We start from the raw sequence: 22,968 nt of genomic DNA on the forward strand, positions 1-22,968 counted from the left end.
CCGGTCGGCGGGACGGGTCACCAGGGGCCGAAGACGCGCTCCCCCGTCGCCGCGATCGCGGCGCACAGGTCCGCGACGTCGACGTCCTTGACCTCCGCCATCGCCCGGACGGTGTGCGGGATCAGGTACGAGGCGTTCGGCTTGCCGCGGTGCGGGATCGGCGTCAGGAACGGGGCGTCGGTCTCGACGAGCAGCAGGTCGAGCGGGGCGACCCGCAGCGCCTCGCGCAGCGGCTCGGCGTTCTTGAACGTCACGTTCCCGGCGAAGCTCATCACGTAGCCGCGCTCGGCGCAGACCTCCGCCATCGCGGCGTCGCCGGAGAAGCAGTGGAACACCACCTTCTCCGGCGCGCCCTCCTCGCGGAGGATCGCGAGGACGTCGTCGTGGGCCTCGCGGTCGTGGATGACCAGCGCCTTGCCGGTGCTCTTGGCGATCTCGATGTGGCCGCGGAACGACCGGTGCTGGTCGTCCTTGGGGGCCCAGTCCCGGTAGTAGTCGAGGCCGGTCTCGCCGATCGCGCGGACCTTCGGGTGCGCGGCGAGCGCGGCGATGTCGTCCAGGACGGCGTCGGAGATCCCCGTCGTCTCGTTCGGGTGCATCGCCACGGCCGCGTACACGTCGTCGAACTCGTCGGCGGCGTCCACGGCGAACCGGGACGACGGCAGGTCGCAGCCGATCGTGACGATCCGCGCGATGCCCGCCGCCTTCGCCGCCGCGAGCTGCTCGCTCACCGGCGTCTCGACGATGTCGAGGTGGCAGTGGCTGTCGAACACGTCGGCGGGCAGCCGCTCCGGCAGCGGCGGGAAGACCCGCCCGGCCTGCCCGTTCCGGGTGCCGTCGGTCACGGCCGCTCCAGCCGGGCGATCTCCTCGTCCACGATGGACGCGTCGAGCTTGCGGAACAGCGGCGTCGGCTTCGACAGCGGGACGCCCGGCTTGATCGGCACGGACTCCCAGCGCGCCTCGGTCTCGTAGTCGCCGGTCAGCACCCGGTAGTCCGGGCCGCCGTCCTCCGACACGTCGCGGATCTCCGGCATTCCGCTCCACACGCCCTCGCCGCCGAGCATCTCGTACACCTTCTGGGACGAGTTCGGCAGGAACGGCGTGAGCAGCGTCTTCGCGTCGTCCACGACCTGGAGCGAGGTGTGCAGGATCGACTGGACGCGCGCCGGGTCGTCCTTCAGGTTCCACGGCGCCTGGTCGGACAGGTACTTGTTGGCGTCGCGCACCACGTCGAACGCCTCGGTCACCGCGTTCTTGAACCGGGACCGGCCGAGCTCCGCGCCGACCGCCGCGAACGCGTTCCGGCTGCGCTCCATCAGCGCCCGGTCGGCGTCGTTCAGGTCGCCCGCCTCGGGGATCCGGCCGTAGTTCTTCGCGGCCAGGTTCACCGACCGGTTGACGAGGTTGCCCCACGCGGCGACCAGCTCGTCGTTGTTGCGGCGGCGGAACTCCGACCAGGTGAAGTCGGTGTCCTGGTTCTCCGGCCCGGCGACCGCGACGTAGTAGCGCAGCGCGTCGACGTCGTAGCGCTCCAGGAAGTCCTTCACGTAGATGACGACCTGGCGGGACGAGGAGAACTTCTTGCCCTCCATCGTCAGGAACTCCGACGACACGACCTCCGTCGGCAGGTTCAGCGCGCCGAGCGACCCCGGCTCGCCGCCCTTGTCGCCTTGGCCGCTGTAGCCGAGCAGGATCGCGGGCCAGATCTCCGCGTGGAAGACGATGTTGTCCTTGCCCATGAAGTAGTACGACAGGGCCTCTGGGTCCTGCCACCAGGCGCGCCACGCCTCCGGGTCGCCGTTGCGCCGGGCCCACTCCACGGACGCGGAGAAGTAGCCGATGACGGCGTCGAACCACACGTACAGCTTCTTGGCGGGGTTGTCGCGCCAGCCGTCCAGCGGGATCGGCACGCCCCAGTCGAGGTCGCGGCTGATCGCGCGGGGCTGCATGTCGTCCAGCAGGTTCAGCGCGAACTTCAGCACGTTCGGCCGCCACTGGCCCTGCTTGCCCCGCAGGTACCGGCCGAGGACCTCGGTGAACGCGGGCAGGTCGAGCATGAAGTGCTCGGTCTCGACGAACTTCGGCGTCTCCCCGTTGATCCGGCTCACCGGGTTGATCAGGTCGATCGGGTCGAGCTGGTTCCCGCAGTTGTCGCACTGATCGCCGCGCGCCCCGTCGTACCCGCAGATCGGGCAGGTGCCCTCGATGTAGCGGTCGGGCAGCGTCCGGCCGGTGGACGGCGAGATCGCGCCCATCGTCGTCTTCGGGAAGATGTAGCCGTTGTCGTACAGGCCCTTGAAGATCTCCTGGACGACCGCGTAGTGGTTGCGGGTCGTGGTCCGGGTGAACAGGTCGTAGGACATGCCGAGGCCGTGCAGGTCCTCGGCGATGACCCGGTTGTAGCGGTCGGCCAGCTCGCGGGCGCTCAGGCCCTCCTTGTCGGCCTGCACCTGGATCGGCGTGCCGTGCTCGTCGGTGCCGCTCACCATCAGGACCCGGTTGCCCGCCATCCGCTGGTAGCGGCTGAACATGTCGGCGGGCAGCGCGAAACCGGAGACGTGCCCGATGTGACGGGGCCCGTTGGCGTACGGCCAGGCGGGCGCGGTCAAGATGTGTCGGCTTGACGAGGACATGGAATCAAGGGTAGTCGGGTCGGTCCCCCGGACCGCACGGTTATCGCCGTACCCGCGATCCGCCCGGTGGCGGCCCGCCCGTCCCGGGCACCCGAGTAGCCTGGTCCGGCGCTCACGCGACGGATCACCCAGGCGAAGGCAGAAGCAGCACATGGGCCAGACCACGGCCGGCGAGCCCGCCGTCCACCCACCATCGGGCACCGCGAGCGACCGGAGCCTGCCCGGACGGCTGTCCGCGCGCCTTCCCGGGCCCGTCCGCCGGACGCGGCGCGTCGTGTGGCTCGCCCTCCTCGTCGCGGCGTGCACGGTCCTGGCCCAGTGGGTCGTCATGACGCCGCCGCTGTACTTCGACCCCTACTACGTCTGGCTGGGCGCCCGCGACTGGCCCGACATCCCCCTCACCCAGTGGCCGTTCGACGAGGTCCCCCACCAGGTGACGCGGATCGGGCTGGTGCTGCCCGCGCGGCTCGTCCAGGAGGTCCTCGGGCCGGGGCAGGCCGCCTACTTCACCATCGCGGCGCTCGGCGGATGCGCGTTCTTCGTCGGGACGTACCTCGTCGTCCGGTCCCTGTTCGGCGACCTGGCGGGCCTCGCGTCCGCGCTGGTGCTGCTGGTCCACCCGTTCTTCACGATGACCAACCCGTACGGCCACGAGGTCACCTGGTCGACCGGCGTCATGCTGCCGGACATGCCGGGCGCCGGGCTGTTCGCGATAGGGATGGCCGCGCTCGTCGTCGCGAGCCGCCGCACCGGACGAACCCAGACCCGCTGGCTGCTCGCCGCGGGCGCGGTGCTCGCCTCGTCGTTCCTCGTCCGCGAGTTCCTCGCGTTCCTGTTCCTGGCGATCCCCGCGTACCTGTGGCTGCTGCGCGTCCCGTGGCGCCGCAACGTCACGGTCGGCGCCCCCATGCTCGCGGTCCTCGCCGTCAACCTCGTCCACAACGCCCTGGTCTGGGGCAACCCGCTCGCCGGGATCCGGTCGGCGGCCGAGCACGGCGGCCAGTCCCGCGACTACGTGACGCGCGGGCTCGCCCTGCGCTCGTTCCTGCGCGCCATGCACGACTGGCAGCCCCTCGGGACGGTCTTCACCGCCGCGCTGGCCCTCACCATCGTCGGCTGGGCCGTCACCCGCGACCGGCGCCTGGCGCTCGTCCTGGTGTGGTTCTTCACCCTGGCCGTCCCGCTGACGGTCCTGTCGGGCGTCCTCGACCCGAACAGCATCTCGCTGCGGGCCTGGCTCGTCCGCTACTGGTTCGCGGTGTTCCCCGCCCTCCTCGCGGGCGGCTTCGGGTCGCTGATCCTCATGGCGCGGATGCTGCCCGCGGACCTCGTCCGCCGCCTGCGCCTCCGGACGCTCGTGGCCCCCGTCCTGGCCCTCGCGCTGGGCGGGACGTACGTGACCTACGCCGTCCGCGCCGTCCCGGACCTGCCGCGCGACACGGCCTGGAACGAGCTGCGCGGCTACCTCGGCGACCACCGCGACATCCGGCTGATCTGCGCCGACCGGCGGCTCGCGCAGACCCTCACCTTCTACACCCGCGACATGTGGGGCGACCCGGTCTGGCGCGGCGAGATCCGCGACTTCCCGCACTACGAGCCGCAGATCCCGCGCAACGCCCTCGAAGGGCCGATGCTCTACACCCGGTGGCGCGGCCAGGAGTCCCAGATCGCCGGCGGCTGGCGCCCGTCCGCCACGGACGGCTGGCGGCTGCTGTGGCGCTCGTCCGACGGCGTCCTGCAACTCTGGACCCCACCCCCCAACGCCGCCCACGCCAACGAGAACCCAGGCCCCAACCCCGACTAGAGCTTTCGCTGGGTACGCCACTCCTCGAAACTGACGATGCGTTCGGCCGTCTCCTGAAGGTCGATCAACGGCTGGCGGACATAGCCACGGCCATCACGCCACGAGAACGACTTCGGCTCGACCCAGACGTTCCGGGCCCCGAGGGTGAGAACCGAGATGCCGCTGTCATCACTGCGGCATGTGAACAGGACGCCACGTGCCCGCAGCACCTCAGAAAGGCGCTCCGCCGCCACTCTCGGGGCGATGACGCGATCGACGCCAGGCCACGGTTCCGGCAGGGGAAGCCTGAACCAGACGCACTTGCCGGACATCCTGGTGAGGCGTGACCGTGTGAGATGCGAACCGGCGTCGGTGGAGAAGGCCGCCACGATGGACATGCCTCGACCGTGTTCATCGAGCAGGCCGCCGTTGTCCGCGACCGGCCAAGTGTCGCGGTGGGCATCGAAGACGGAGACGACCAGTTCCGGGACGGGACGGGTGCGCGCCCAGACCCACAGCTCCGGGCACGCCGTAGAGGCCGCGTGGGCGAGCGCGTTCGTGGTGACTTCGGACACCGCGAGCTTGGCGTCCTCGACCATGTCGGCGGCGAAGGGGAACGCGCGCATCGTCGCAGCGATGAGGGACCGCGCCTTGGACACGGCGCTCGGGTCGCGGGGAAGCTGGAAGACACAGGCCCCGCCGTTCGCGATGTCGGCGGGCCTGCCCATCAGCATCGGCCACCCCTGACACGCGCCGCGGCCTCGCCGATCGTCCGTCCTCGGCCGCAGGCGGTGGGCTGCTTGCTATCGGACGGCGTCACCGCACCGGATGACGAGTTCGTACGATCACGCATAGGTCGGACCTCCACGTCCGATCAAGGTCCCGGGCCAGGTGGTGCCACACCGGCCCGGGACCCCCTCGATGACCTTCCTGAAGGACTGCTGGCTTCACCACGGATCACTCGGTGAGCGCACGAGATGACTCTCAGTGAAGCTCCTGTCACCTCGGTTCGAGACCGCCAGTACGCGGCCCAAGCCCGCGGACGTGGAGGCGATGCTCGACCTGTACGGCGGTGGCGAATCCCAGAAGCTGACCCTGATGCAACTCGCGCGGGACATCCGCAAGCGGGGTTGGTGGTCGGCCTTCAACGACGTCCTCGCCGACTCGTTCGCCGAGTTGGAGGACGACGCCACCACGATCCGGAGCTGGCAGGTCCAGTTCGTCCCCGGCCTACTCCAGACCAGCGACTACGCGCTCGCTCTCATCCGGATCCTGTCGCCCGACGCCGCCGAGGACGCCCTGCTCCGCCGACTCCAGGCCCGCATGGCCCGCCGCGCGATCCTTGAGCGGCGGGACGCCCCGTCCTACGACGTCGTCCTGGACGAGGCCGTGCTGAGGCGCCCGGTCGGTGGCGTCCAGGTCATGGCCCGGCAACTGGACGCCCTCGTCGAGGCCGCGAGCAGGCCGAACGTCAGCATGCGCGTCATGCCCCTCTCCGTCGGCGAGCACGCCGGGATGGACGGTCCGTTCGTCGTCCTCAGCTTCGCCGACGGCCAGGACGAGGACGTCGCCTACCTCGAAGGCATGGGCGGCGAGATCTACCTCGAAGATGTCGAACAGGTGAATCGCTGTAATGTGAGGTTCGACCGGATTTGCGATCAGGCACTTTCCGAGAGCGACTCGGTGACACTGGTCGCCGGCATCGCCAAGGAGTATCGGCAGTCTGATGGGCTCCCACGTTGATCTATCGACGATCCAGTGGCGCAAGGCAAGCCGCAGCAGCGCAAGCGGAAGCGACTGCGTAGAACTCGCCGGGGTGTTCGCGGCGGTCGCCGTTCGCGACTCCAAGGATCCCGACGGGCCGATGCTCCTCATCGGTCGCGCTGCATGGCGTGACCTTGCCGAGCGCACACGCAGGGGCGAGCTCGATCTCTCGTAGGGACCTGCGCGACTGTCGCATGGCTGAGTAGATCTGCTGGGTTGCTTGAGTACTTCCGCTGATGTGTGCGGGTGCGGCGGCGGCCAGGCTGGTCTGCATGGTGACTACTGATCTGGCGGGGATGCGCCGCCCGGGGAGTTTGGTCGTTGCTCGGGTGGTCTTGTGGGTGCAGGCTGTTCTGTTGGCCAGTGCCTGGGTCGTTCCGAACGGCATGGTGGGCGCCTTCGTGCTCACCGAGGGGATTCCGGACGACGGGTCCGCGGGGTGGCTGCTGATCCCGGTGATCTACCTGTCTCCGCTGCTGGTGGCCGCCGCGCCCGCGTTCGTGCTCGCCGCGCGGTTCTGGCGCGGGCGCCAGGGGGTGTTCGCCGGCGTTGTCGCCTTTGAGTCGGTGCTCGTGGCTTGCGGGCTCTTCGGAGTCGTCGGCGGGGGTGCCGGGACGCCCTTCGGTGTGGTCGTCGTTCTCCTGGGCGTCGCGGGGTTGGGCGGGGTCTATGTTCTGGCCGCGGTGCTTCGGAGCTATCTCACCGGGTCCAGGCCACCCAGTCGCCTTCCGGGGTGCGGCGGCTGTCCACGATCGACCAGCCGGGCGGTGCGCCGCCGGGCCAGCTCGCGGACGGCGGCTTGTTCTTCGGCCAGGACATGACGACCAGGTCGGCCGTCCGCGGCGGCTTCGTGTCGCGCGCGTTGAAGACGCTGCCCTCGCTCCACCACGCCCAGTAGAAGTGCGACAGCCGGATCGTCCACGGGACGTTCCAGTCCAGCGCGATGGACCGCCGGTCCCGCAGGTCCGTCCGGCCGCGCAGGTCGGTGTGCGCCGCCGACTCGCGGACGAGCGGCTGCGCGATCCGCTCGATGGCCGTGACCGTCATCGCGAGCGCCACGGCGGCGAGGAGCCCGGCGAGCAGCGCCGGGCCGTGGCGGCGGAGCTGGGCGGCCAGCACCGCGAGACCCAGCAGGACGAGGCCCGCCCAGGTCGCGCGCCACAGGTGGAACGCCGTCCAGTCCCAGGTCAGGAACGACGTCTCGGGGAAGTCGTAGCGCGTGTAGGTGTAGCGGTGCAGCCGGTCCCCCGCGTACCAGGCGACGACGCACGCCGTGAGGACGGTGAGGGCGGCCGCCGACGACGCCGCCCACAGCAGCGTGCGGCGCCCGGCGCGCAGCAGGACCGCGACGCCCACCGCGAAGAAGACGGGGGTGACGCAGGCCAGGTAGCGGCCGTACACGTAGTTGCCGATGCGGTACTCGTCCGGGAGCGCGCCCGACGTGGCGAACGCGATGCCCGCCACGATCGCGAGGAGCGCGAGCGCCAGGACCCGCAACCGGCCGGGAGTGCCGCGGCGCGCCGCCGCGAACGCCACGGTCACCAGGCCGACCGCCGCGATCCCGCCGGTCGCGACCGCCTGGTACCAGATCTGGCCGGTGCCGAGGGAGAGCATCCAGCCGAGCCCGTCCCGCGTGGTGAGGCGCCGGGCCAGGTTGCCGCTCAGGTCGTTGTCGCCGTACGGGTACAGGTGCGGCAGCAGCGAGTGGTTGAGCGCCGTCCCGGCCGCGACGCAGGCGGCGAGGACGAGCGCGGTCAGGGCCGTCCCGCGCCAGGGCCGCCACCGGCACAGCACCGCGACCGCCAGCACCCCCGCGTGCGCGAGGAGCAGGACGGCGCCGCGGGTGTGGGACGTGTAGGCGAACGCGACCAGCAGCGACGCGCCCAGCCCGGCCAGCGTCTCGCGGCGGGACGAGCCGCCGCCGTCCCGCCGGGGCGCGGTGAGCCACGCGTGCAGGAGCAGCAGCCAGCCGAGCAGCACGACCGGCAGCACGGCGTCGGTCAGGACGAACTCGGAGTAGAACAGCACGCCGGGCAGCAGCGCCGTCACGTGCGCGAACGGGTACGACCAGCGCCGGCGCACCCGCAGCCCGCGCAGCAGCAGGTAGGCCAGCGGCAGCATCGCCGCGCTGACCATCGCGTTGATGACGAGCGCGGCCCGGTACACGGTCACCGGGTCGTCGCCCAGCCAGAACGCGGGGGTCAGCAGCAGCGGGTAGCCGCCCCGGTAGACCGTCCCGTACGACATGTCGGCGTCGGGGCCGCCGGTGAGGACCCGCGCGGCGAACAGGTAGCCCGCCTCGTCCGGCGTCGCGACCGGCATCGTCTGCCCGGACGCGAGCCAGAGGCGCACCGCGACCTGGGCGAGCCAGCCGAGCGTGAACAGCCAGAACCAGGTGCGGCGGCGGGACGCGGCGGCGGGGGTGCCCTCGCGGTCCGACGTGGTCGTGGGGCGCGCGACGGCGAGGGGCGCGGCCTCGGCGCTCATCGTCGTCCGGCGCGCCGCCCACGGGCGGTCAGGGGAGGAAGATCCATCGTTTTGACAGCCTGTCACAGTCCCGGCGGGGCGGCGTCCGCGGGTCGCAAACGCTCAGCAACTTCTCTGCATTCGGGACGCTCCGTCATGACTGCCCGCCGGCCGGTGACGAGCCGCAGGCCACGGGCGCGCGGGGCCGGGAAGCGCCGAGCCCCCGGGCGTCGGTTCCCGAGGGCTCGGCGGCGGTCCGCTGCGCGGGGTCAGCTCTCGTCGGCGTCGGCGGCCTTGCCGGTCTCGCGCGGACGGGCGGTCTTGGCGGGCGCGGCGGCGGCGTCGAGGTTCTCCGACTCGCCGGCGCTGCTCGGCGCGGGCACCGTCGCCTGGCTCGGGCCGCTGTCGGCCTTCTCGGCGTCCGCCTTGTCGGCGGCGTCCGTCTTGTCTGTCTTGTCGGTCTGTGCCGGGGCGGTGTCCGCCTCGCCGGCCGCGCTCGTCTCGGCCTTGCCCGTGTCGGTCTTACCGGCGTCCGCCTTGCGCTCGCCCACGACCTTCGCGACGGCGGCGTCCACGACGTCGGCGGCCTCGTCGACCGCGTCGGTGAGCGGCGGGTGCTGGCGGCGGCGGATGCCGAGGATGCTCACGAACAGCGACGCGAAGATGGCCTGGAAGCTCATCACGAGCGCGGTGGCGGCGGGGACGACGATGCGCAGCGAGTGCCGCGGGTCGAGCTCGCCGAAGCTGTTGACCCGCCAGTGCAGCAGCGAGGCGACGAGGCCGGCGAGGCCCGCGATGGCCAGCAGCCCGCCGAGCAGCAGGCCGCGCTCCAGGCTCCACCAGTCGATGATCTTCTGGACCCGCCGGTCGTGCGGCAGGAATCCCTCCTGCATCGCGTACACCTTCGTGAGCAGCGCGAACAGCACGGCCTGGAAGCCGATGACGAGCGCGGCGGACGCGCCGACGAGGGTGTCGACGTCGAAGGCGATGTCGCCGACCGTCACGGGACCGGTCGACAGTGCGATCCCGGCGATCAAGCCGAGCGTCATAAAGACGAGCCCGGGGATCAGGAACAGCCACCGCGGGCTGTAGAGGAGGAGGAAGCGCAGATGACGCCAGCCGTCGCGCCAGGTGTTGAGGTGCGGGGCGCGGGACCGCCCGTCCGGCGACAGCGTGGTCGGGACCTCGCGGATGTCGTACTGCTGGAGGGTCGCCTTGACGACCATCTCGCTGGCGAACTCCATGCCGCCGGTCTGGAGCCCGAGCTGGAGGATCCGCTGCTTGTCGAACGCCCGCAGCCCGCAGTGGAAGTCGCCGATCTTGCTGCGGAAGAACAGCCGGCCGGCGAAGCTCAGCACCGGGTTGCCGAGGTAGCGGTGCAGCGGCGGCATCGCGCCGGGCGCGATCCCGCCCTTGAACCGGTTGCCCATGACGAGGTCGGCGCCGTCGCGCAGCTCGTCCAGGAACGGGCCGAGGGTGGTGAAGTCGTAGGAGTCGTCGGCGTCGCCCATCGCCACGTAGCGCCCCCGCGCCGCGCGGATGCCGCCCATCAGGGCGTTGCCGTAGCCCTTGTCGATGACGGGCACGACGCGGGCACCGGCGTCCCGGGCGAGCTGCTGGCTGCCGTCGGTGCTGCCGTTGTCGGCGATGACGACCTCGCCGTCGATACCGTTGTCCTCGAAGAAGCCGATCGTCTTGCGGACGCAGGTCTCGACCGTTTCGGCCTCGTTCAGACATGGCATCACTACGGAGAGTTCCACGCGATCTCCTTCGTTACCCCTGGTGACCGTCTGCGGTACTTTCAACTAATCTCATCGTGTTCCGCTGGGCGGCCGGTCGACGTTCATGATGCCTGCCGAGAACGGGTGATGCCGACCGCTCTCAACAAGAGCAGCCGTATCGTGTTGCGCAGTTGCAACCGAAAAACCATCTCCGCCACGGTCGCGGGCGGCAGGCTAGGACGTCAAGCATACGGGCACGGCGGCCCGGAAGGGGTGGGTCGGCTGTGACGCGCGCCGGAGAAGGCAGTGCCACCGGACCGGGGGCCGGACAGCGAAGGGGAGGTGCGGTAGTGGCGGATGACGCGCCGCACGGCACCATGCTCGACGACGCGGCCGACGGCACCGCGGTCGCGGACGCGGGGGACGCGTCCGCCGGCGACACGCCCGGCGGCACCGCTCTGGGCCAGGATCTCGACGCCGAACTCGACGCGGAACTGGACGCCGAGCTCGACGCCGCCGCGGGCCGCGACGGCGCGCCCGCCGCTCCACCGGGCGAACCGGACACCGAGGACGGCGCGCGGCGGCAGGGACGCGCCTCCGGGCTGTGGTCGCTGCCGCGGCGGCACCCGGCCTTCGCTGTGATCATTGCCACAGCGGCGCTGCTCCGGCTGGTCGCGATGATCGGCTACCAGCCGGCGATGTACTTCAACGACACGTTCGACTACCTGCACGTGGCGATGGAGCCGTATCCGCACCCGCTGCGCCCGGACGGCTACTCGTTCCTGCTGATCCTGCTGAAGCCGCTGCACAGCTTCGCCCTGGTCGTCCTCGTCCAGCACCTGATGGGCCTGGCCATGGGCGTGATGATCTACGCGCTGCTGCGCCGCAGGTTCCGGCTGCCGGGGTGGGGCGCCGCGCTCGCCGCCGCGCCGGTGCTGCTGGACGGCTACCAGATCCAGCTTGAGGAGCTGGTGCTGTCCGACACGATGTTCACGTTCCTGGTCATGTGCGCGGTGACGCTGCTGCTCTGGCACGACCGCACCACCTGGAAGATCGCGGCGTCGGTCGGCCTCATCGTCGGGCTGGCGTGGCTGACCCGCTCGGTCGGCATGCCGGTGCTGCTCGGCGTCCTCGCGTTCATGCTGATCCGGCGCAGCGGGCTGAAGATGGTCGCGGTGACGCTCGCGGCGTGCGCGCTGCCCGTCCTCGGCTACATGGGCTGGTACAAGGCCGACAGCGGCAAGTTCGCCATCACCGAGAGCAACGGCATCTTCCTGTACGCGCGGGTCTACAAGTTCGCCGACTGCCACAAGATGCACGACCTGCCGGTCAGCGAGTACCCGCTGTGCACCGAGCCGACCACCCGGCTGCCGAACTCGCAGGACGGGATCTGGAACGCGCAGTCCCCGCTGAACCGCTATGTCGGCAAGCGGTTCAGCCCGGAGAACAACAAGCTCGCCAACGACTTCTCCAAGCGCGCGATCCTCGCGCAGCCGTTCGACTACCTGGGGGTCGTCGCGCACGACTTCTTCCGGGTCTTCCGGTGGGACCGGACGGTCTTCCCGGACGAGGCGACCTACAACCAGTACGAGTTCCGCAGGACCAGCAACCCGCTCCCCGACTGGCGGATGGACGCCGACTCCACGGCGTCCGGGGAGGCGACCGCCTACGAGCGCGGGAACGCGCGCACGCAGGTGGTCGAGCCGTTCGCGGGCGTCATCCGCGGCTACCAGGACTACTTCTACCTGCGCGGGACGATGCTCGGGGGCGTGCTGCTGCTCGGCCTGGCGGGGATGATCCCGCTGTGGCGCCGGTTCGGCGGGGCGGCGCTGCTGCCCTGGACGCTGGCGACCGGGCTGCTGCTGGCCCCGGCCGCGACCGCCGAGTTCGACTACCGGTACGTCCTGCCCGCCGTCCCGCTGGCGGGGCTCGCCGCCGGGATGGCGTTCACGCCGGAGGCGCGGGAACGGCTGCGGGGCCTCTCCCGTCGCGTCCGCGCGCGCCGCTCGGCGACCGGCGTGGACGGCACGACCGGGGCAGATGGCGCGGTCGAGCCGGCCGGGACGCCGGAACCCGCCGGAGTGACCGAGACCGCCCCGGCCACCGCGAACTGAGCCCGCGCCCGGCCACCGGGTGCGGGCGGCTACCAGGCGTGCAGGCGGCGGAGGTGGAACACCATCGCCACATCCCCGCCCGTCTTCACCTTCTTCGCGACGGCCTTCCTGCCCCAGGGCGCCGAGAACGCCTTGACGTTCTGGCTCTCGCAGTTGGGGCAGGCACGGTCCGTCCAGGGCGTCATGCAGCGCTGCCCCTCGCGCTCGTACACCGTGGCCTCGCCGCCGTGCCCGTCACCGACGTGGCGGACGTCGAACTGCTCGTCCCAGGTCGTCGCGCAGCACAGGCACTGGTAGACCCAGGTCTCGGAACTCGACCACGCGTCGTGCATGGCCATCATCTCCTCGGTGACGCCGTCTCGCGCGGCCGGTTCCCGGCGCCGCCACCGCGGCCGGTGCCGGACCCTGTCACGCCCCGTTGAGCAGTACGGTGCTCGCTCCGGTTCCAGTGTGGCTCCGCGCGAGCCGCCGAGCTTCTTATTCCCCGCAAGTCACCACTTGGACCGTTCCGGGTAGGTGATTATCTCCGTGCCGCGACCACGGCGTCGTAAACGACCCGTTTCGGCGTCCCGTTCTGCTTGGCGACCTCCGCGATCGCCTGCTTGCGGGGCGTCCCGGCAGCCTCCAGATCCGCGACGGCGGCCGCGAGGTCGGCCGGATCCGTCAGCCCCTCGGGCTCGGGGGCGCCGCCGACGACCACGGTGATCTCGCCGCGGACCCCGTCCCCGGCCCAGTCCGCGAGCTCGCCGAGCGGGCCCCTGCGGACCTCCTCGTAGGTCTTGGTCAGCTCCCGGCACACGGCGGCCGGACGGTCCGCGCCGAACGCCCCGGCCATGTCGGCGAGCGTCGCGGCGAGCCGGTGCGGCGCCTCGAAGAACACCATCGTCCGCCGCTCGCCGGCCAGCGCGGCCAGCCGCCGGGCCCGCTCGCCGGGCTTGCGCGGCGGGAAGCCCTCGAAGCAGAACCGGTCGGTGGGCAGCCCCGAGACCACCAGCGCCGTCGTGACGGCGGACGGGCCCGGCAGGACGGACACCGGCACGCCCTCGGCCACGGCGGCGACGACGAGGCGGTACCCGGGATCGGACACCCCGGGCATGCCCGCGTCGGTGATCACCAGCACGTCGCGGCCCGCGAGCAGCTCCGCCAGCAGCTCGGCCGCCCGCGACCGCTCGTTCTGGTCGTAGTACGAGACGATCCGCGCGGCCAGCTCCACGCCGAGGTCGCCGGCCAGCCGGCGCAGCCGCCGGGTGTCCTCGGCGGCGATCACCGGTGCGGCCGCCAGCGCGGCCCGCAGCCGCCCCGACGCGTCCTCGGGCCGTCCGATCGGCGCCGCTCCGAGCAGCAGGGTCCCCGTCACGGGCCCCATTCTCCCATCGCGCCGTCCCGCCGCGGGCACGTGCCACCGCGGGCACCGTGCCGCCGCGGAACGCCCGGCCACCGCGGGACGCCCGGCCACCGCGGGACGCCCGGTCGCCGGGGGGCGCCCGGCCACCGGGGACCGCCCGTACGATGGCGGGATGGCGACGACGGATGTGGCTCCCGCCGCGGGCATCGCGCACCGGCCGCGCAGGCCCTCCCCGCGGGAGTGGCTCGCCCCCCCGATCCCCGGCAGCGCGCTCCTCGGCTGGCTGGGGCCGCTGCTGGTGACCGCGCTCGCGGGCTACCTGCGGTTCTACCGGCTGGGCACGCCGAAGGCGGTGGTCTTCGACGAGACGTACTACGCCAAGGACGCGCTGGCCCTGCTGAAGTTCGGCTGGGAGCACAACACCGTCGACAACGCCGACAAGATGCTCGTCGCCGACCGGCACGCGAACATCTGGGGGGACGGGCCGTCGTTCGTGGCGCACCCCCCGATGGGCAAGTGGATGATCGCGATCGGCGAGTGGATGTTCGGGGCGACGCCGTTCGGCTGGCGCTTCATGCCCGCGCTGTTCGGGACGCTGTCGGTGCTGATCCTGTGCCGGGTCGCGCGGCGGATGACCGGCTCGACGCTGCTCGGCTGCGCCGCCGGGCTGCTGCTGGCGCTGGACGGGCTCCAGTTCGTCACCAGCCGCGCCGCGCTGCTCGACATCTTCGTCATGTTCTGGGTGCTCGCGGGCTTCGCGTGCCTGGTGAACGACCGGCAGCGCTCCCGGCTCCGCCTCGCGCAGCGGATCGAGGCCGGGGAGAGCTCCGTGCACGGCCCGTTCCTGCCGCACGGGTGGCGGTACGCGGCGGGCGTCTGCCTCGGCCTCGCCTGCGCCACCAAGTGGACGGGCGTCTTCTACATCGCGTTCTTCGGGCTCATGGTCGTCTGCTGGGACTACGGCGCCCGCCGCGCCGCCGGCGTCCGGCAGGCGTTCACCGGGACGCTGCTGCTGGACTCCGTGCTCGCGTTCGGGCAGCTCGTCCTGCTGGCCGCGGTGACCTACGTCGCGTCCTGGTGGGGGTGGATCTTCCGGCCGGGCGGCTGGGGGCGCGGCCACGCGTCCGACAACGTGCTGTGGCGGCCGTTCGAGGCGATGCCGAAGCTGTGGAAGTACCACAAGGAGATGCTGCACTTCCACACCGGGCTGGACGCCAAGCACCCGTACCAGTCGTGGCCGTGGGACTGGCCGGTCCTGCGCCGCCCGGTGGCGTTCTTCTACACCGAGCCGAAGGGCTCGTGCGGCGCGGCGCGCTGCTCCCGCGAGATCCTCGGGATCGGCACGCCCGCGCTGTGGTGGGGCGCGCTGGCCGCGCTGATCGGCGTGCTGGTCCTCTGGCTGGTGCTGCGCGACTGGCGGGCCGGGGCGATCGTGCTGGGATTCGTCGCCGGCTGGCTGACCTGGTTCCCGTCGGCGTTCGCGGACCGGACGATGTTCCTGTTCTACGCGACGCCGATGATCCCGTTCATGGTGCTGGCGGTGGTCCTGGTCTTCGGCTACCTGATCGGCCCGGCGCCGCCCGGCGCGGCGGGCGCGCACGCCGCCGCCGTGCCCTACGGCGCGGAGCAGGGGCCCGTCCCGGCCGCGAGCGCGCGACGGGTCGTCGGCGCGGCGGCCACCGGGGCGTTCCTGCTGGTCGTGCTGGCGAACTTCGCGTACTTCTATCCGATCCTCGCCGCGCAGACCCTCACCTACGACGACTGGCACGCCCGCATCTGGTTCGGCAGCTGGATCTAATCCCGCACCCGGACGGCCGGGCGGGTCAGCGGCCGTCGGCGTAGGCGGGCGCGTCCGCGGCGGTGGCGGGTTCGGGAGCCGGGCGGAGGGCGCGGGCGCCCGCGAGGCAGAGCACGAGGGCGAGGACGCCGCCGACGCCCGCGCCCGCGAAGGCGCCCGGGACGCCCGCGGCGTCCTGGCCGACGCCGGAGACGGCGGAGCCGAGCGAGCCGCCCGCGCCGACGGCCGCGACGACCCACGCGAACGCCTCGGTGACGGTGCCCGCCGGGGCGAGCCGGTCGACGAGCGTGAAGCTGCACGCCAGCGCGGGCGCGAGGAACACGCCGCTGACGAAGGCCAGCACCGACATCGCGGCGAGGCCCGGAGCGAGGACGAGCGGGACGTATCCGGCGGCGAGCGCGGCGAGCAGCCAGGGCAGCCGCCGGTGCGCCTCGCCGCGCCACGGGCGGGCGCCGTAGACGAGGCCGCCGGCGAGGGCGCCGCCGGACATGCAGGCCAGCAGCAGCCCGGACGCGATCTCCGAGTCGAGCCGCTCGGCGTAGGCGACGACCGCGACCGCGTAGACGCCGAGGGCGATCCCGGCGCAGAGCAGCGAGGCGAGCAGGACGCGCAGGCCCGGCGAGCGGAGGGGCCCGGCCCAGTCGGAGGCGCGGGGCTCGCCCGTCCACCTTCGGGACGGGCCGGACAGGGCGACGACGAGCGTCCCGGCGATGCCGAGGGCGCCGGTGAGGACGAGGGCGGTCTCGGTGCTGACGGCCGCGGCGGCGACGACGAGCAGCGGCCCGACGGTGAAGAGGATCTCCTGCGCGGCGGCGTCCAGCGCGTACGCGGCCTGGACCTGGTCCGGGCCGTCCAGGACGGCGGGCCACAGCGCCCGCAGGCCCGCTTCGAGCGGCGGGGTGGCGAACCCGGCGAGGACGACCGCCGCGACGGCGACCGGCAGCGGGTCGGCGCCGGCGGCGGCGAGCAGGACGAAGCCCGCGCAGGCGGCGGCGGACGCGGGCAGCAGCACGCGGGGCTGCCCGTACCGGTCCATCGCCCTGCCGAGGACGGGCTGCCCCGCGGCCATCGAGAGGCCGAACAGGGCGGCGAGGGCGCCGGCGAGCGGGTAGCCGCCGCCGTCGCCGCGGACGTGCAGGACGACGGCGAGCATGCCCATGCCGTTGGGCAGCCGTCCGAGCAGGGTGCCGCCGAGCAGCCGTCCCGCGTACGGCCGCCGGAGGAACTCGACGTAGGCGCGCATACCGCTCCGGATCCTGTGGGCTGAGGGGAAGTCATACGTACTACTCGACGCATCATACGTACCACTTCCCGCCGGGCCCGTTCTAGTCTGTTTTCCGTTCCGCACGTGCCCGCGAGGATGGCGCAGGGAGGCCAGGTGCCGGCGACCAGCCGTCCGACCAGCAGGGACGTCGCCCAGGAGGCCGGCGTCTCGCAGTCCACGGTCTCGCTCGTGCTCGGCGGGAAGTGGGCGGGCCGGGTATCGCCCGCGACCGCGCGGGGTGTGCGGGAGGCCGCCGAGCGCCTCGGGTACCGGCCGAACCAGGCGGCGCGGAACCTGCGCCTCGGCACGACCCGCACCGTGATGCTCATGGTGCCGACCCTGACCGCTCCCTTCTTCGGCCCCGTCTACACGGGCGCGGCGCGCGTCGCGGCCGGCCACGGCTTCGGGGTCGTGGTGCACGTGTGGCCCGACGACGCGGGCCCCGCCGACAGCCCGTTCGCGGCGCCGCACGAGGCGATCGACGGGATCCTCGCGTCCTCGATGGCGGTGGACGCGCTCGCCGGGTTCCGCGGGACGCCCGCGGTGATGCTCGACAGCGACCCGGCCGGGCCCGCGCCCACGGTGGAGTTCGGCGTCGCCGACGGGATGCGGGACCTCGTCGCGCACCTCGCCGGGCTCGGCCACCGCCGGTTCGGGCACGTGGCGGCCGCCGTGGACCAGTGGACGTTCCGCGTCCGCGCGGAGGCGCTCGCCGCCGCGGTCGCCGCGCTGCCCGGCGGCGTCCTGGCGCGGTCGGAATGCGCGATCGAGGCGACGTCGGCGCGGGAGGCGGCGGCGCGGCTGCTCGCCCGGCCGGACCCGCCGACGGCGCTGGTCTGCGACGACGACCTGCTCGCCGCGGGCGCCTACAAGGCGGCGCGGGCGCTCGGCCTGGACGTCCCGGGCGACCTGTCGGTGACGGGGTTCGACGACGTCCTGCTGGCGACCGCGCTGGAGCCGGAGCTGACCACCGTCCGGCTGCCCGCCGAGGAGCTGGGCGCGCGGGGCATGACGGCCCTGCTGGAGCTGCTCGGGGGCGGCCGCCCGAGGCGGTGCGTGCTGCCGGGGCGGCTGGTCGTGCGGGGCTCGACGGGACCGCCGCGAATCGTCCTGTGATCTTCCGGAACGCCGGGTATAAGGGGGCGCATGGGATCCCATCCGTCCGAGACCGACGTCGACGAGCACCCGAACAACCGCATCGGCTCCGCGCCGCCGCGCACCCGCGCCTGGCGGTGCGGGAAGGTGGAGGCCGAGGGGTTCCCCGTGGCGCAGGTGAGCGACTACCTGGAGCGGTCCGACACCGTCGTCTGGCTGGACGTGTGCGCGCCGCACCACGACGACCTCCAGATCGTCGCGGACGAGCTGGGCCTCGACCCGGTCGCGGTGGAGGACGCCGTGTCGCGGCACGAGCGGGCCAAGCTCGACCGGTACGACGGGTACTCGTTCGTCAACGTCTACCTGCCGCAGCTCCGCGACGGCGTGCTGTCGCTGTACGAGCTCTCGGCGTTCGTCACGGAGCGGGCGCTCGTCACGGTCCGGCAGGAGAACGGGCTCGACATCGACGAGCTCATCGCCCGCTGGGACGACAGCCCCGTGGCCGAGGGCCTGGACGCCCCCAAGACGTGGACCGGGTACCTGCTGTACGCGCTGCTGGACCTCGTGGTCGACCGGCAGCTCGACGCCGTGCAGGCGCTCGACGACGAGGCCGACGAGGTCGAGTCGCTGGTGTTCGACGACACGTTCCCGGTGAAGGAGGTCCAGCGGCGCAGCTTCCGGCTCCGCAAGAACCTCGGGGCGGTGCGGCGGGTGTCGCTGCCGATGCGCGAGGTCCTCAACACGCTGCTCCGGCGGGACCTGGGCATCGTCGCGCCGCCCCTGGTGCCCTACTTCCAGGACGTCTACGACCACACGCTCCGCGTCGGCGAGTGGACGGACTCGCTGCGCGAGCTGATCGCGAACCTGCTCGACACGCGGCTCGCGCTCCAGGGCAACCGGATGAACGAGGTGATGAAGAAGGTCACGAGCTGGGCGGCGATCATCGCGGTGCCGACGGCCGTGACGGGGTTCTACGGGCAGAACGTCCCCTATCCGGGTTTCTCCCAGCATTCGGGGTTCGTCGTCAGCACGATCGTGATGGTCGTGTGCAGCATCGGGCTCTACGCGCTCTTCAAATTTCGCGACTGGCTCTGAATGCCGCGAAGACCACGGACCGACCAGCTTTCATATGCGGATAGGTATCGATTCTCGTCCGATATCAATATTGGACATCGACTTCGCGGCTCTGGTCTGCTCTCCCGCATGCGCACTCACACACCCTGGTTCCGGGCCGTCGCCGGAACCGCCGCCCTGTCGTTGTCCGTCCTCGCCTCCGCCGCCGGCTGCGGCGCCGGAACGGACACCGCGGCGAAGAACGCGACTCCGCGGAGCGCGACGGCGCCGCTCGGCACCCCCGCGGGCGCTCCCGGCCGTCCGGCCCCCTCGCAGGCCGCCGTCACCAAGCAGATCCGGGCGCTGGAGCGGTCCCGCGAGACGCGCATCGGCGCGTTCGCCATCGACACCGGGACCGGCCGGTACCTCGGGAACCGCGCGGACGAGCGGTTCGCGTTCGCGTCCACCTTCAAGGCCATCGCGTGCGGCGCGGTGCTGCGGAAGGCCCGCCGCACCGACCCCGGGCTGATGGACCGGAACGTCCGCTACACGAAGGACGACATCCTGCCCAACTCCCCGGAGACCGAGAAGCACGTGGACACCGGGATGACCGTCGCCGAGCTGTGCAAGGCGACGATCACCGTCAGCGACAACACCGCCGGGAACCTCGTGCTGAAGCAGATCGGCGGCCCCGCCGGGCACACCGCGTTCTTCCGCTCGCTCGGCGACCGGGTCAGCCGCCAGGACCGCTGGGAGACCGACCTCAACCTCTGGAAGCCGGGCGAGGTCCGCGACACCACCACCCCGCGGGCCTGGGCCGGCGACCTGCGGGCCCTCACCGCGGGCGACGCGCTCGCGCCCGCCGACCGCGCGCAACTCGTCGCCTGGATGAAGGCGACCGAGACCGGCGGCAAGCGGATCCGCGCCGGGCTGCCGGCGAGCTGGACGGTCGGCGACAAGACCGGCACCGGCGGCGCCTACGGGACCGCGAACGACATCGCGATCGCCTACCCGCCGTCCGGCGCCCCGGTGATCTTCTCGATCACCACCAACCGCTTGACGGCCGACGGCACCGCGGACGAGGAGGCCGTCGCCCGGACCGCGACGATTCTCGCCCGCGGCCTCGGCAAGCTGACCTAAGGAACCGCCCGGACCAGGCCCGCCCGGACCAGGCCCGCCCGGACCAGGCCCGCCCGGACGAGGCCCGCCCGGCGCCGTGACGGTGCCGGGCGGGCCTCGCCGTCGGCTCAGAGCCTCCGCAGAAAGGTCGCGGCGATGGGGGCGGCGGCCTCGGCGCCGGTTCCGCCGCCTTCGACGATCACCGCGAAGGCCACGTCGCCGCGGTAGCCGATGAACCAGGCGTGGGTCGGCGGGTTCGCGCCCTCGCCGAACTCGGCGGTGCCGGTCTTGCCCGCCGTCCCGGACGGGAAGCCGACGCCGGCGGCGGTGCCCTCGCTGACCACGGCGGGCATCAGCGAGTGCAGGGCCCGCCGGACGCCCTGCTCCAGCGTGTGCGGCGGCTCCGGCCTGCGGCCCCCGGCGTCCGCGGCCTGCGCGGCCAGCGACGCGTCGACGAGCCGGGGCGAGCGCCACGTCCCGTCCGCGGCGGCCGCGGCGACGCTCGCCATGTTGAGCGGGCTGGTCAGCACCTTGCCCTGGCCGAAGGACGCGGCGGCGAACGCGGTGTCGTCGGCGTTGTCCGGGAACGCGGCGCGGACGGCGGGCAGCCCCGCGATGATCGGGGCGTTGAACCCGAACTGCGTCGCGACCTGCGCGAGCCGCTTCTCCCCCAGCCTGTCCACGGCGAGCCGCGCGAACGTGGTGTTGCAGGAGTGCGCGAACGCCTCGCGGAGCGGGACCGTCCCGAAGTCCTCGTGCTTGTAGTTGTGGAAGGACCGGCCGCCGACCGTCGTCGTGGCGGGGCAGCCGACCCGCGTCCCGGCGTCCATGCCGCCCGCGACGAGCGCCGCCGCGGTGACGACCTTGAACGTGGAGCCGGGCGGGTACTGGCCCATGAGCGCCCGGTTGTAGCCGCCGGGCCTGTTCGCGACCGCGAGGATCTCGCCGGTGGACGGGCGGACGGCGACGAGCGAGGCGGGCTTGTCCGCGGCGCCGCCGGACGTGCCGGAGAGGGCTTCCCCGGCGGCGCGCTGGACCTTGGTGTCGAGGGTGGTCCGGAGCGGCTTCCCGTCGGTGCCGCCGAAGCGCTGGAGGGTCTTCACCGGCGTGCCGTCCGCCCCGACGATCTGGACGGCGAGGGCCGGGGTCCCGGCGAGCCGCCGCTCGTACTGCTTCTGGAGGCCGTCCGCGCCGACGGTGTCGCCCGTCCGGTACGGCGCGCCGAGCTTTCCCGCGGTGGCGGCGGACGCGGGGCCGAGCGGCCCGGCGAGCTGCTGGACCGAGCCCGACGGCGACGAGCCGAGGTCGCTGCCGTCGGCCGCCAGGACGCCCGCGCGGGTCGGCCAGGCGCGGGCGGCCTTCAGCCGCTGCCCCTCCTTCAAGGTCGGGTACATGACCTGCGGCGACCACTCGACGCGCCACTTGCCGTCGCGTTCGACGAGCGGCAGCGCTCCCGAGTACTTCCAGACGCGGTCGCCCGCGAGGGTCAGCTCGGCGCTGTAAGAGCCGCCCGCGGTGCCGTCGTCCGGGCGTCCCACGGACGCGACCTCGAACCGCTGGCGGGTGACGCCGAGGTCGTCGCGCATCCGGGTGAAGCGGGACTCGAAGTCGGCGGGCGCGCCGGCGGTGAGGCCCTTCATCGCGGCGACGTCCCCGCCGCTCCAGGCCGCCAGGTACTTTGTCGCGGTGTCCTCGGGTCCCGGCCCGTCGCGCAGGAGCCACACCGCTCCCGCCCCCACGAGCACGGCCACGGCCGCGATGGCGGCGGCGAGGACCATACGGGATCGGCGCATCATCGTTCTCCCCCTGTCTGTTTCGCGCCAAGAACACCAGCCGACCAGCGGAAAGTCCAAGATTGATATCGCTTACACAGCCATATGCGGATCGATATCGCCGCTGGGTATGATCGGCGCCCGTGAACCTCGTGGGGCACCTGAACTGCTTCGTCGCGGTCGCCGAGGAGCTGCACTTCGGCCGGGCGGCGGAGCGCCTCGGCATGGCCCAGCCGCCGCTCAGCCAGCGTATCCAGCGGCTGGAGCGCGAGCTCGGCGTCCGCCTGCTCGACCGGTCGAGCCGCCGGGTCGAGCTCACCGCCCCCGGGCGGCTGCTGCTGGACGAGGCCCGTGACATCCTCACCCGGGTGGACCGCATCTACTCCGTCGCCGAGCGGGCGCGGCTCGGCGAGGTCGGCGCGGTGCGCGCGGGCCTGCCGAGCGACCTCGGCGGCCCGATCGTCGCCGCGCTGATCGCCGCGTTCCGCGAGCGCCGCCCGGACCTGCGCCTCGACCTGCGCGAGACCGGCACGGCCGAGCAGGTCCGCGCGCTCGCCGACGGCGCGCTCGACGCCGGGATCGTCCGGCACCCCTGCGACACCCGCGGCCTGGAGCTCGGCCCGCTGCTCGGCCAGCCGGTCGGGGTGCTGCTCCCGGCCGGCTCGGACCTCGCCGAGGCCCCCGAGGTGCACCTCGCCGACCTCGCCGGGCGCGAGCTGGTCGCATTCCCGCGCGACGAGGCGCCCGGCGCCTACGACGAGCTGCTCGCGGCATGCCGCCGGCACGGGTACGCCCCGCCCGCCGTCCACGAGGCGCGGCACCGGCAGTTCGCCTCCGGGCTCGTCCTCGCGGGGACGGCCGTGGCGCTCGTCCCGCGCACCGACGACTCCGCCGGGGTGACCTGGCGCCCGCTGGCCGGCGAGCCGCTGACCTGGCGGACGTCCTGCGCGTGGCGCCGCGCCCGGGACCCCGAGCACGCCCGCGCCATCGCCGACTTCGCCGCCGTCGCCACCGCCGTGCTGCGCGGCGAGGCCGGCAT

General features: G+C 72.9%; 18 protein-coding genes. 9 read left to right on the forward strand and 9 right to left on the reverse strand.

Annotation, left to right across the window (positions count from 1 at the left end; genetic code table 11):
* Positions 1–17 precede the first annotated feature (17 nt).
* Positions 18–845 carry a TatD family hydrolase gene (locus E1300_RS13750; protein ID WP_131757368.1) on the reverse strand — a complete coding sequence of 276 codons (828 nt, stop codon included), beginning with the start codon at positions 843–845 and terminating at the stop codon, positions 18–20.
* On the reverse strand, positions 842–2,635 hold the full coding sequence (gene metG / locus E1300_RS13755) for a methionine--tRNA ligase (protein ID WP_131757369.1): 1,794 nt from the start codon (positions 2,633–2,635) through the stop codon (positions 842–844). Before metG ends, E1300_RS13750 begins: the two co-directional genes overlap by 4 nt.
* Before the next feature lie 151 nt (positions 2,636–2,786).
* Here metG and E1300_RS13760 point away from each other — a divergent pair, with 151 nt between their 5' ends.
* Positions 2,787–4,439, forward strand: coding sequence for a glycosyltransferase family 39 protein (locus E1300_RS13760; protein WP_131757370.1), 1,653 nt, complete (start codon positions 2,787–2,789; stop codon positions 4,437–4,439).
* On the opposite strand, the gene E1300_RS13765 is transcribed toward E1300_RS13760, so the two are convergent.
* Complete coding sequence (locus tag E1300_RS13765; RefSeq protein WP_131757371.1) at positions 4,436–5,152, reverse strand: ATP-binding protein; 717 nt, start codon at positions 5,150–5,152, stop codon at positions 4,436–4,438. The two genes, E1300_RS13760 and E1300_RS13765, sit on opposite strands and share 4 nt — an antisense overlap.
* Before the next feature lie 253 nt (positions 5,153–5,405).
* Here E1300_RS13765 and E1300_RS13770 point away from each other — a divergent pair, with 253 nt between their 5' ends.
* Entirely contained in the window at positions 5,406–6,161 is a 756-nt protein-coding gene (locus E1300_RS13770; protein ID WP_131757372.1) for a DUF5753 domain-containing protein, read from the forward strand.
* On the forward strand, positions 6,145–6,357 hold the full coding sequence (locus E1300_RS13775) for a DUF397 domain-containing protein (protein WP_131757373.1): 213 nt from the start codon (positions 6,145–6,147) through the stop codon (positions 6,355–6,357). Before E1300_RS13770 ends, E1300_RS13775 begins: the two co-directional genes overlap by 17 nt.
* 524 nt (positions 6,358–6,881) lie before the next feature.
* Here E1300_RS13775 and E1300_RS13780 read toward each other — a convergent pair.
* Positions 6,882–8,669, reverse strand: a complete 1,788-nt coding sequence (locus E1300_RS13780; RefSeq protein WP_131757374.1) for a hypothetical protein — start codon at positions 8,667–8,669, stop codon at positions 6,882–6,884.
* A 248-nt stretch (positions 8,670–8,917) separates the two neighbouring features.
* Positions 8,918–10,408 carry a glycosyltransferase family 2 protein gene (locus E1300_RS13785; protein WP_242619139.1) on the reverse strand — a complete coding sequence of 497 codons (1,491 nt, stop codon included), beginning with the start codon at positions 10,406–10,408 and terminating at the stop codon, positions 8,918–8,920.
* A 311-nt stretch (positions 10,409–10,719) separates the two neighbouring features.
* On the opposite strand from E1300_RS13785, the gene E1300_RS13790 reads away from it, so the two are divergent.
* Complete coding sequence (locus E1300_RS13790) at positions 10,720–12,483, forward strand: hypothetical protein (protein ID WP_242619140.1); 1,764 nt, start codon at positions 10,720–10,722, stop codon at positions 12,481–12,483.
* 29 nt (positions 12,484–12,512) lie between these two features.
* Here the strand turns inward: E1300_RS13790 and E1300_RS13795 are convergent, their stop codons facing one another.
* Both E1300_RS13795 and rsmI read right to left on the reverse strand, forming a co-directional pair.
* Positions 12,513–12,815 carry a hypothetical protein gene (locus tag E1300_RS13795; RefSeq protein WP_131757375.1) on the reverse strand — a complete coding sequence of 101 codons (303 nt, stop codon included), beginning with the start codon at positions 12,813–12,815 and terminating at the stop codon, positions 12,513–12,515.
* Between the two features lie 188 nt (positions 12,816–13,003).
* Positions 13,004–13,849 carry a 16S rRNA (cytidine(1402)-2'-O)-methyltransferase gene (gene rsmI, locus E1300_RS13800; protein ID WP_131757376.1) on the reverse strand — a complete coding sequence of 282 codons (846 nt, stop codon included), beginning with the start codon at positions 13,847–13,849 and terminating at the stop codon, positions 13,004–13,006.
* A 151-nt stretch (positions 13,850–14,000) separates the two neighbouring features.
* Here rsmI and E1300_RS13805 point away from each other — a divergent pair, with 151 nt between their 5' ends.
* The gene (locus tag E1300_RS13805; RefSeq protein WP_131757377.1) at positions 14,001–15,626 is read left to right on the forward strand and encodes a dolichyl-phosphate-mannose--protein mannosyltransferase; all 1,626 of its coding nucleotides are present in this window, start codon (positions 14,001–14,003) and stop codon (positions 15,624–15,626) included.
* 25 nt (positions 15,627–15,651) lie between these two features.
* On the opposite strand, the gene E1300_RS53405 is transcribed toward E1300_RS13805, so the two are convergent.
* Positions 15,652–16,869 (reverse strand): MFS transporter, encoded by a 1,218-nt coding sequence (locus E1300_RS53405; RefSeq protein WP_131757378.1) that lies wholly within the window; start codon positions 16,867–16,869, stop codon positions 15,652–15,654.
* Positions 16,870–17,004: 135 nt separating this feature from the next.
* On the opposite strand from E1300_RS53405, the gene E1300_RS13815 reads away from it, so the two are divergent.
* From E1300_RS13815 to bla, 3 genes are all read left to right on the forward strand, one after another.
* Positions 17,005–18,006 carry a LacI family DNA-binding transcriptional regulator gene (locus tag E1300_RS13815; protein ID WP_207399708.1) on the forward strand — a complete coding sequence of 334 codons (1,002 nt, stop codon included), beginning with the start codon at positions 17,005–17,007 and terminating at the stop codon, positions 18,004–18,006.
* A 30-nt stretch (positions 18,007–18,036) separates the two neighbouring features.
* A complete protein-coding gene (locus E1300_RS13820) occupies positions 18,037–19,080 on the forward strand; it encodes a magnesium transporter CorA family protein (protein ID WP_131757379.1) in 1,044 nt (347 codons plus the stop codon).
* A 108-nt stretch (positions 19,081–19,188) separates the two neighbouring features.
* Positions 19,189–20,178, forward strand: a complete 990-nt coding sequence (bla, locus tag E1300_RS13825) for a class A beta-lactamase (protein WP_131757380.1) — start codon at positions 19,189–19,191, stop codon at positions 20,176–20,178.
* 107 nt (positions 20,179–20,285) lie between these two features.
* Here the strand turns inward: bla and E1300_RS13830 are convergent, their stop codons facing one another.
* The gene (locus E1300_RS13830; protein WP_131757381.1) at positions 20,286–21,950 is read right to left on the reverse strand and encodes a penicillin-binding transpeptidase domain-containing protein; all 1,665 of its coding nucleotides are present in this window, start codon (positions 21,948–21,950) and stop codon (positions 20,286–20,288) included.
* Between the two features lie 122 nt (positions 21,951–22,072).
* Here E1300_RS13830 and E1300_RS13835 point away from each other — a divergent pair.
* Positions 22,073–22,968, forward strand: an 896-nt coding sequence (locus E1300_RS13835) for a LysR family transcriptional regulator (protein ID WP_131757382.1), incomplete at its 3' end; no start/stop codon positions are given.

The sequence above is a fragment of the Actinomadura fibrosa genome (assembly GCF_900659615.1).
Lineage (GTDB): Bacteria > Actinomycetota > Actinomycetes > Streptosporangiales > Streptosporangiaceae > Spirillospora > Spirillospora fibrosa.

What these genes read in the sequence shown, in the direction of transcription:
- metG (WP_131757369.1), bottom strand. Translation starts at nt 2,635, where the DNA reads ATGTCCTCGTCAAGCCGACACATCTTGACCGCGCCCGCCTGGCCGTAC.
- E1300_RS13760 (WP_131757370.1), top strand. Translation starts at nt 2,787, where the DNA reads ATGGGCCAGACCACGGCCGGCGAGCCCGCCGTCCACCCACCATCGGGC.
- E1300_RS13765 (WP_131757371.1), bottom strand. Translation starts at nt 5,152, where the DNA reads ATGCTGATGGGCAGGCCCGCCGACATCGCGAACGGCGGGGCCTGTGTC.
- E1300_RS13775 (WP_131757373.1), top strand. Translation starts at nt 6,145, where the DNA reads ATGGGCTCCCACGTTGATCTATCGACGATCCAGTGGCGCAAGGCAAGC.
- E1300_RS13780 (WP_131757374.1), bottom strand. Translation starts at nt 8,669, where the DNA reads ATGAGCGCCGAGGCCGCGCCCCTCGCCGTCGCGCGCCCCACGACCACG.
- E1300_RS13795 (WP_131757375.1), bottom strand. Translation starts at nt 12,815, where the DNA reads ATGCACGACGCGTGGTCGAGTTCCGAGACCTGGGTCTACCAGTGCCTG.
- rsmI (WP_131757376.1), bottom strand. Translation starts at nt 13,849, where the DNA reads ATGGGGCCCGTGACGGGGACCCTGCTGCTCGGAGCGGCGCCGATCGGA.
- E1300_RS13805 (WP_131757377.1), top strand. Translation starts at nt 14,001, where the DNA reads ATGGCGACGACGGATGTGGCTCCCGCCGCGGGCATCGCGCACCGGCCG.
- E1300_RS53405 (WP_131757378.1), bottom strand. Translation starts at nt 16,869, where the DNA reads ATGCGCGCCTACGTCGAGTTCCTCCGGCGGCCGTACGCGGGACGGCTG.
- E1300_RS13820 (WP_131757379.1), top strand. Translation starts at nt 18,037, where the DNA reads ATGGGATCCCATCCGTCCGAGACCGACGTCGACGAGCACCCGAACAAC.
- bla (WP_131757380.1), top strand. Translation starts at nt 19,189, where the DNA reads ATGCGCACTCACACACCCTGGTTCCGGGCCGTCGCCGGAACCGCCGCC.
- E1300_RS13830 (WP_131757381.1), bottom strand. Translation starts at nt 21,950, where the DNA reads ATGCGCCGATCCCGTATGGTCCTCGCCGCCGCCATCGCGGCCGTGGCC.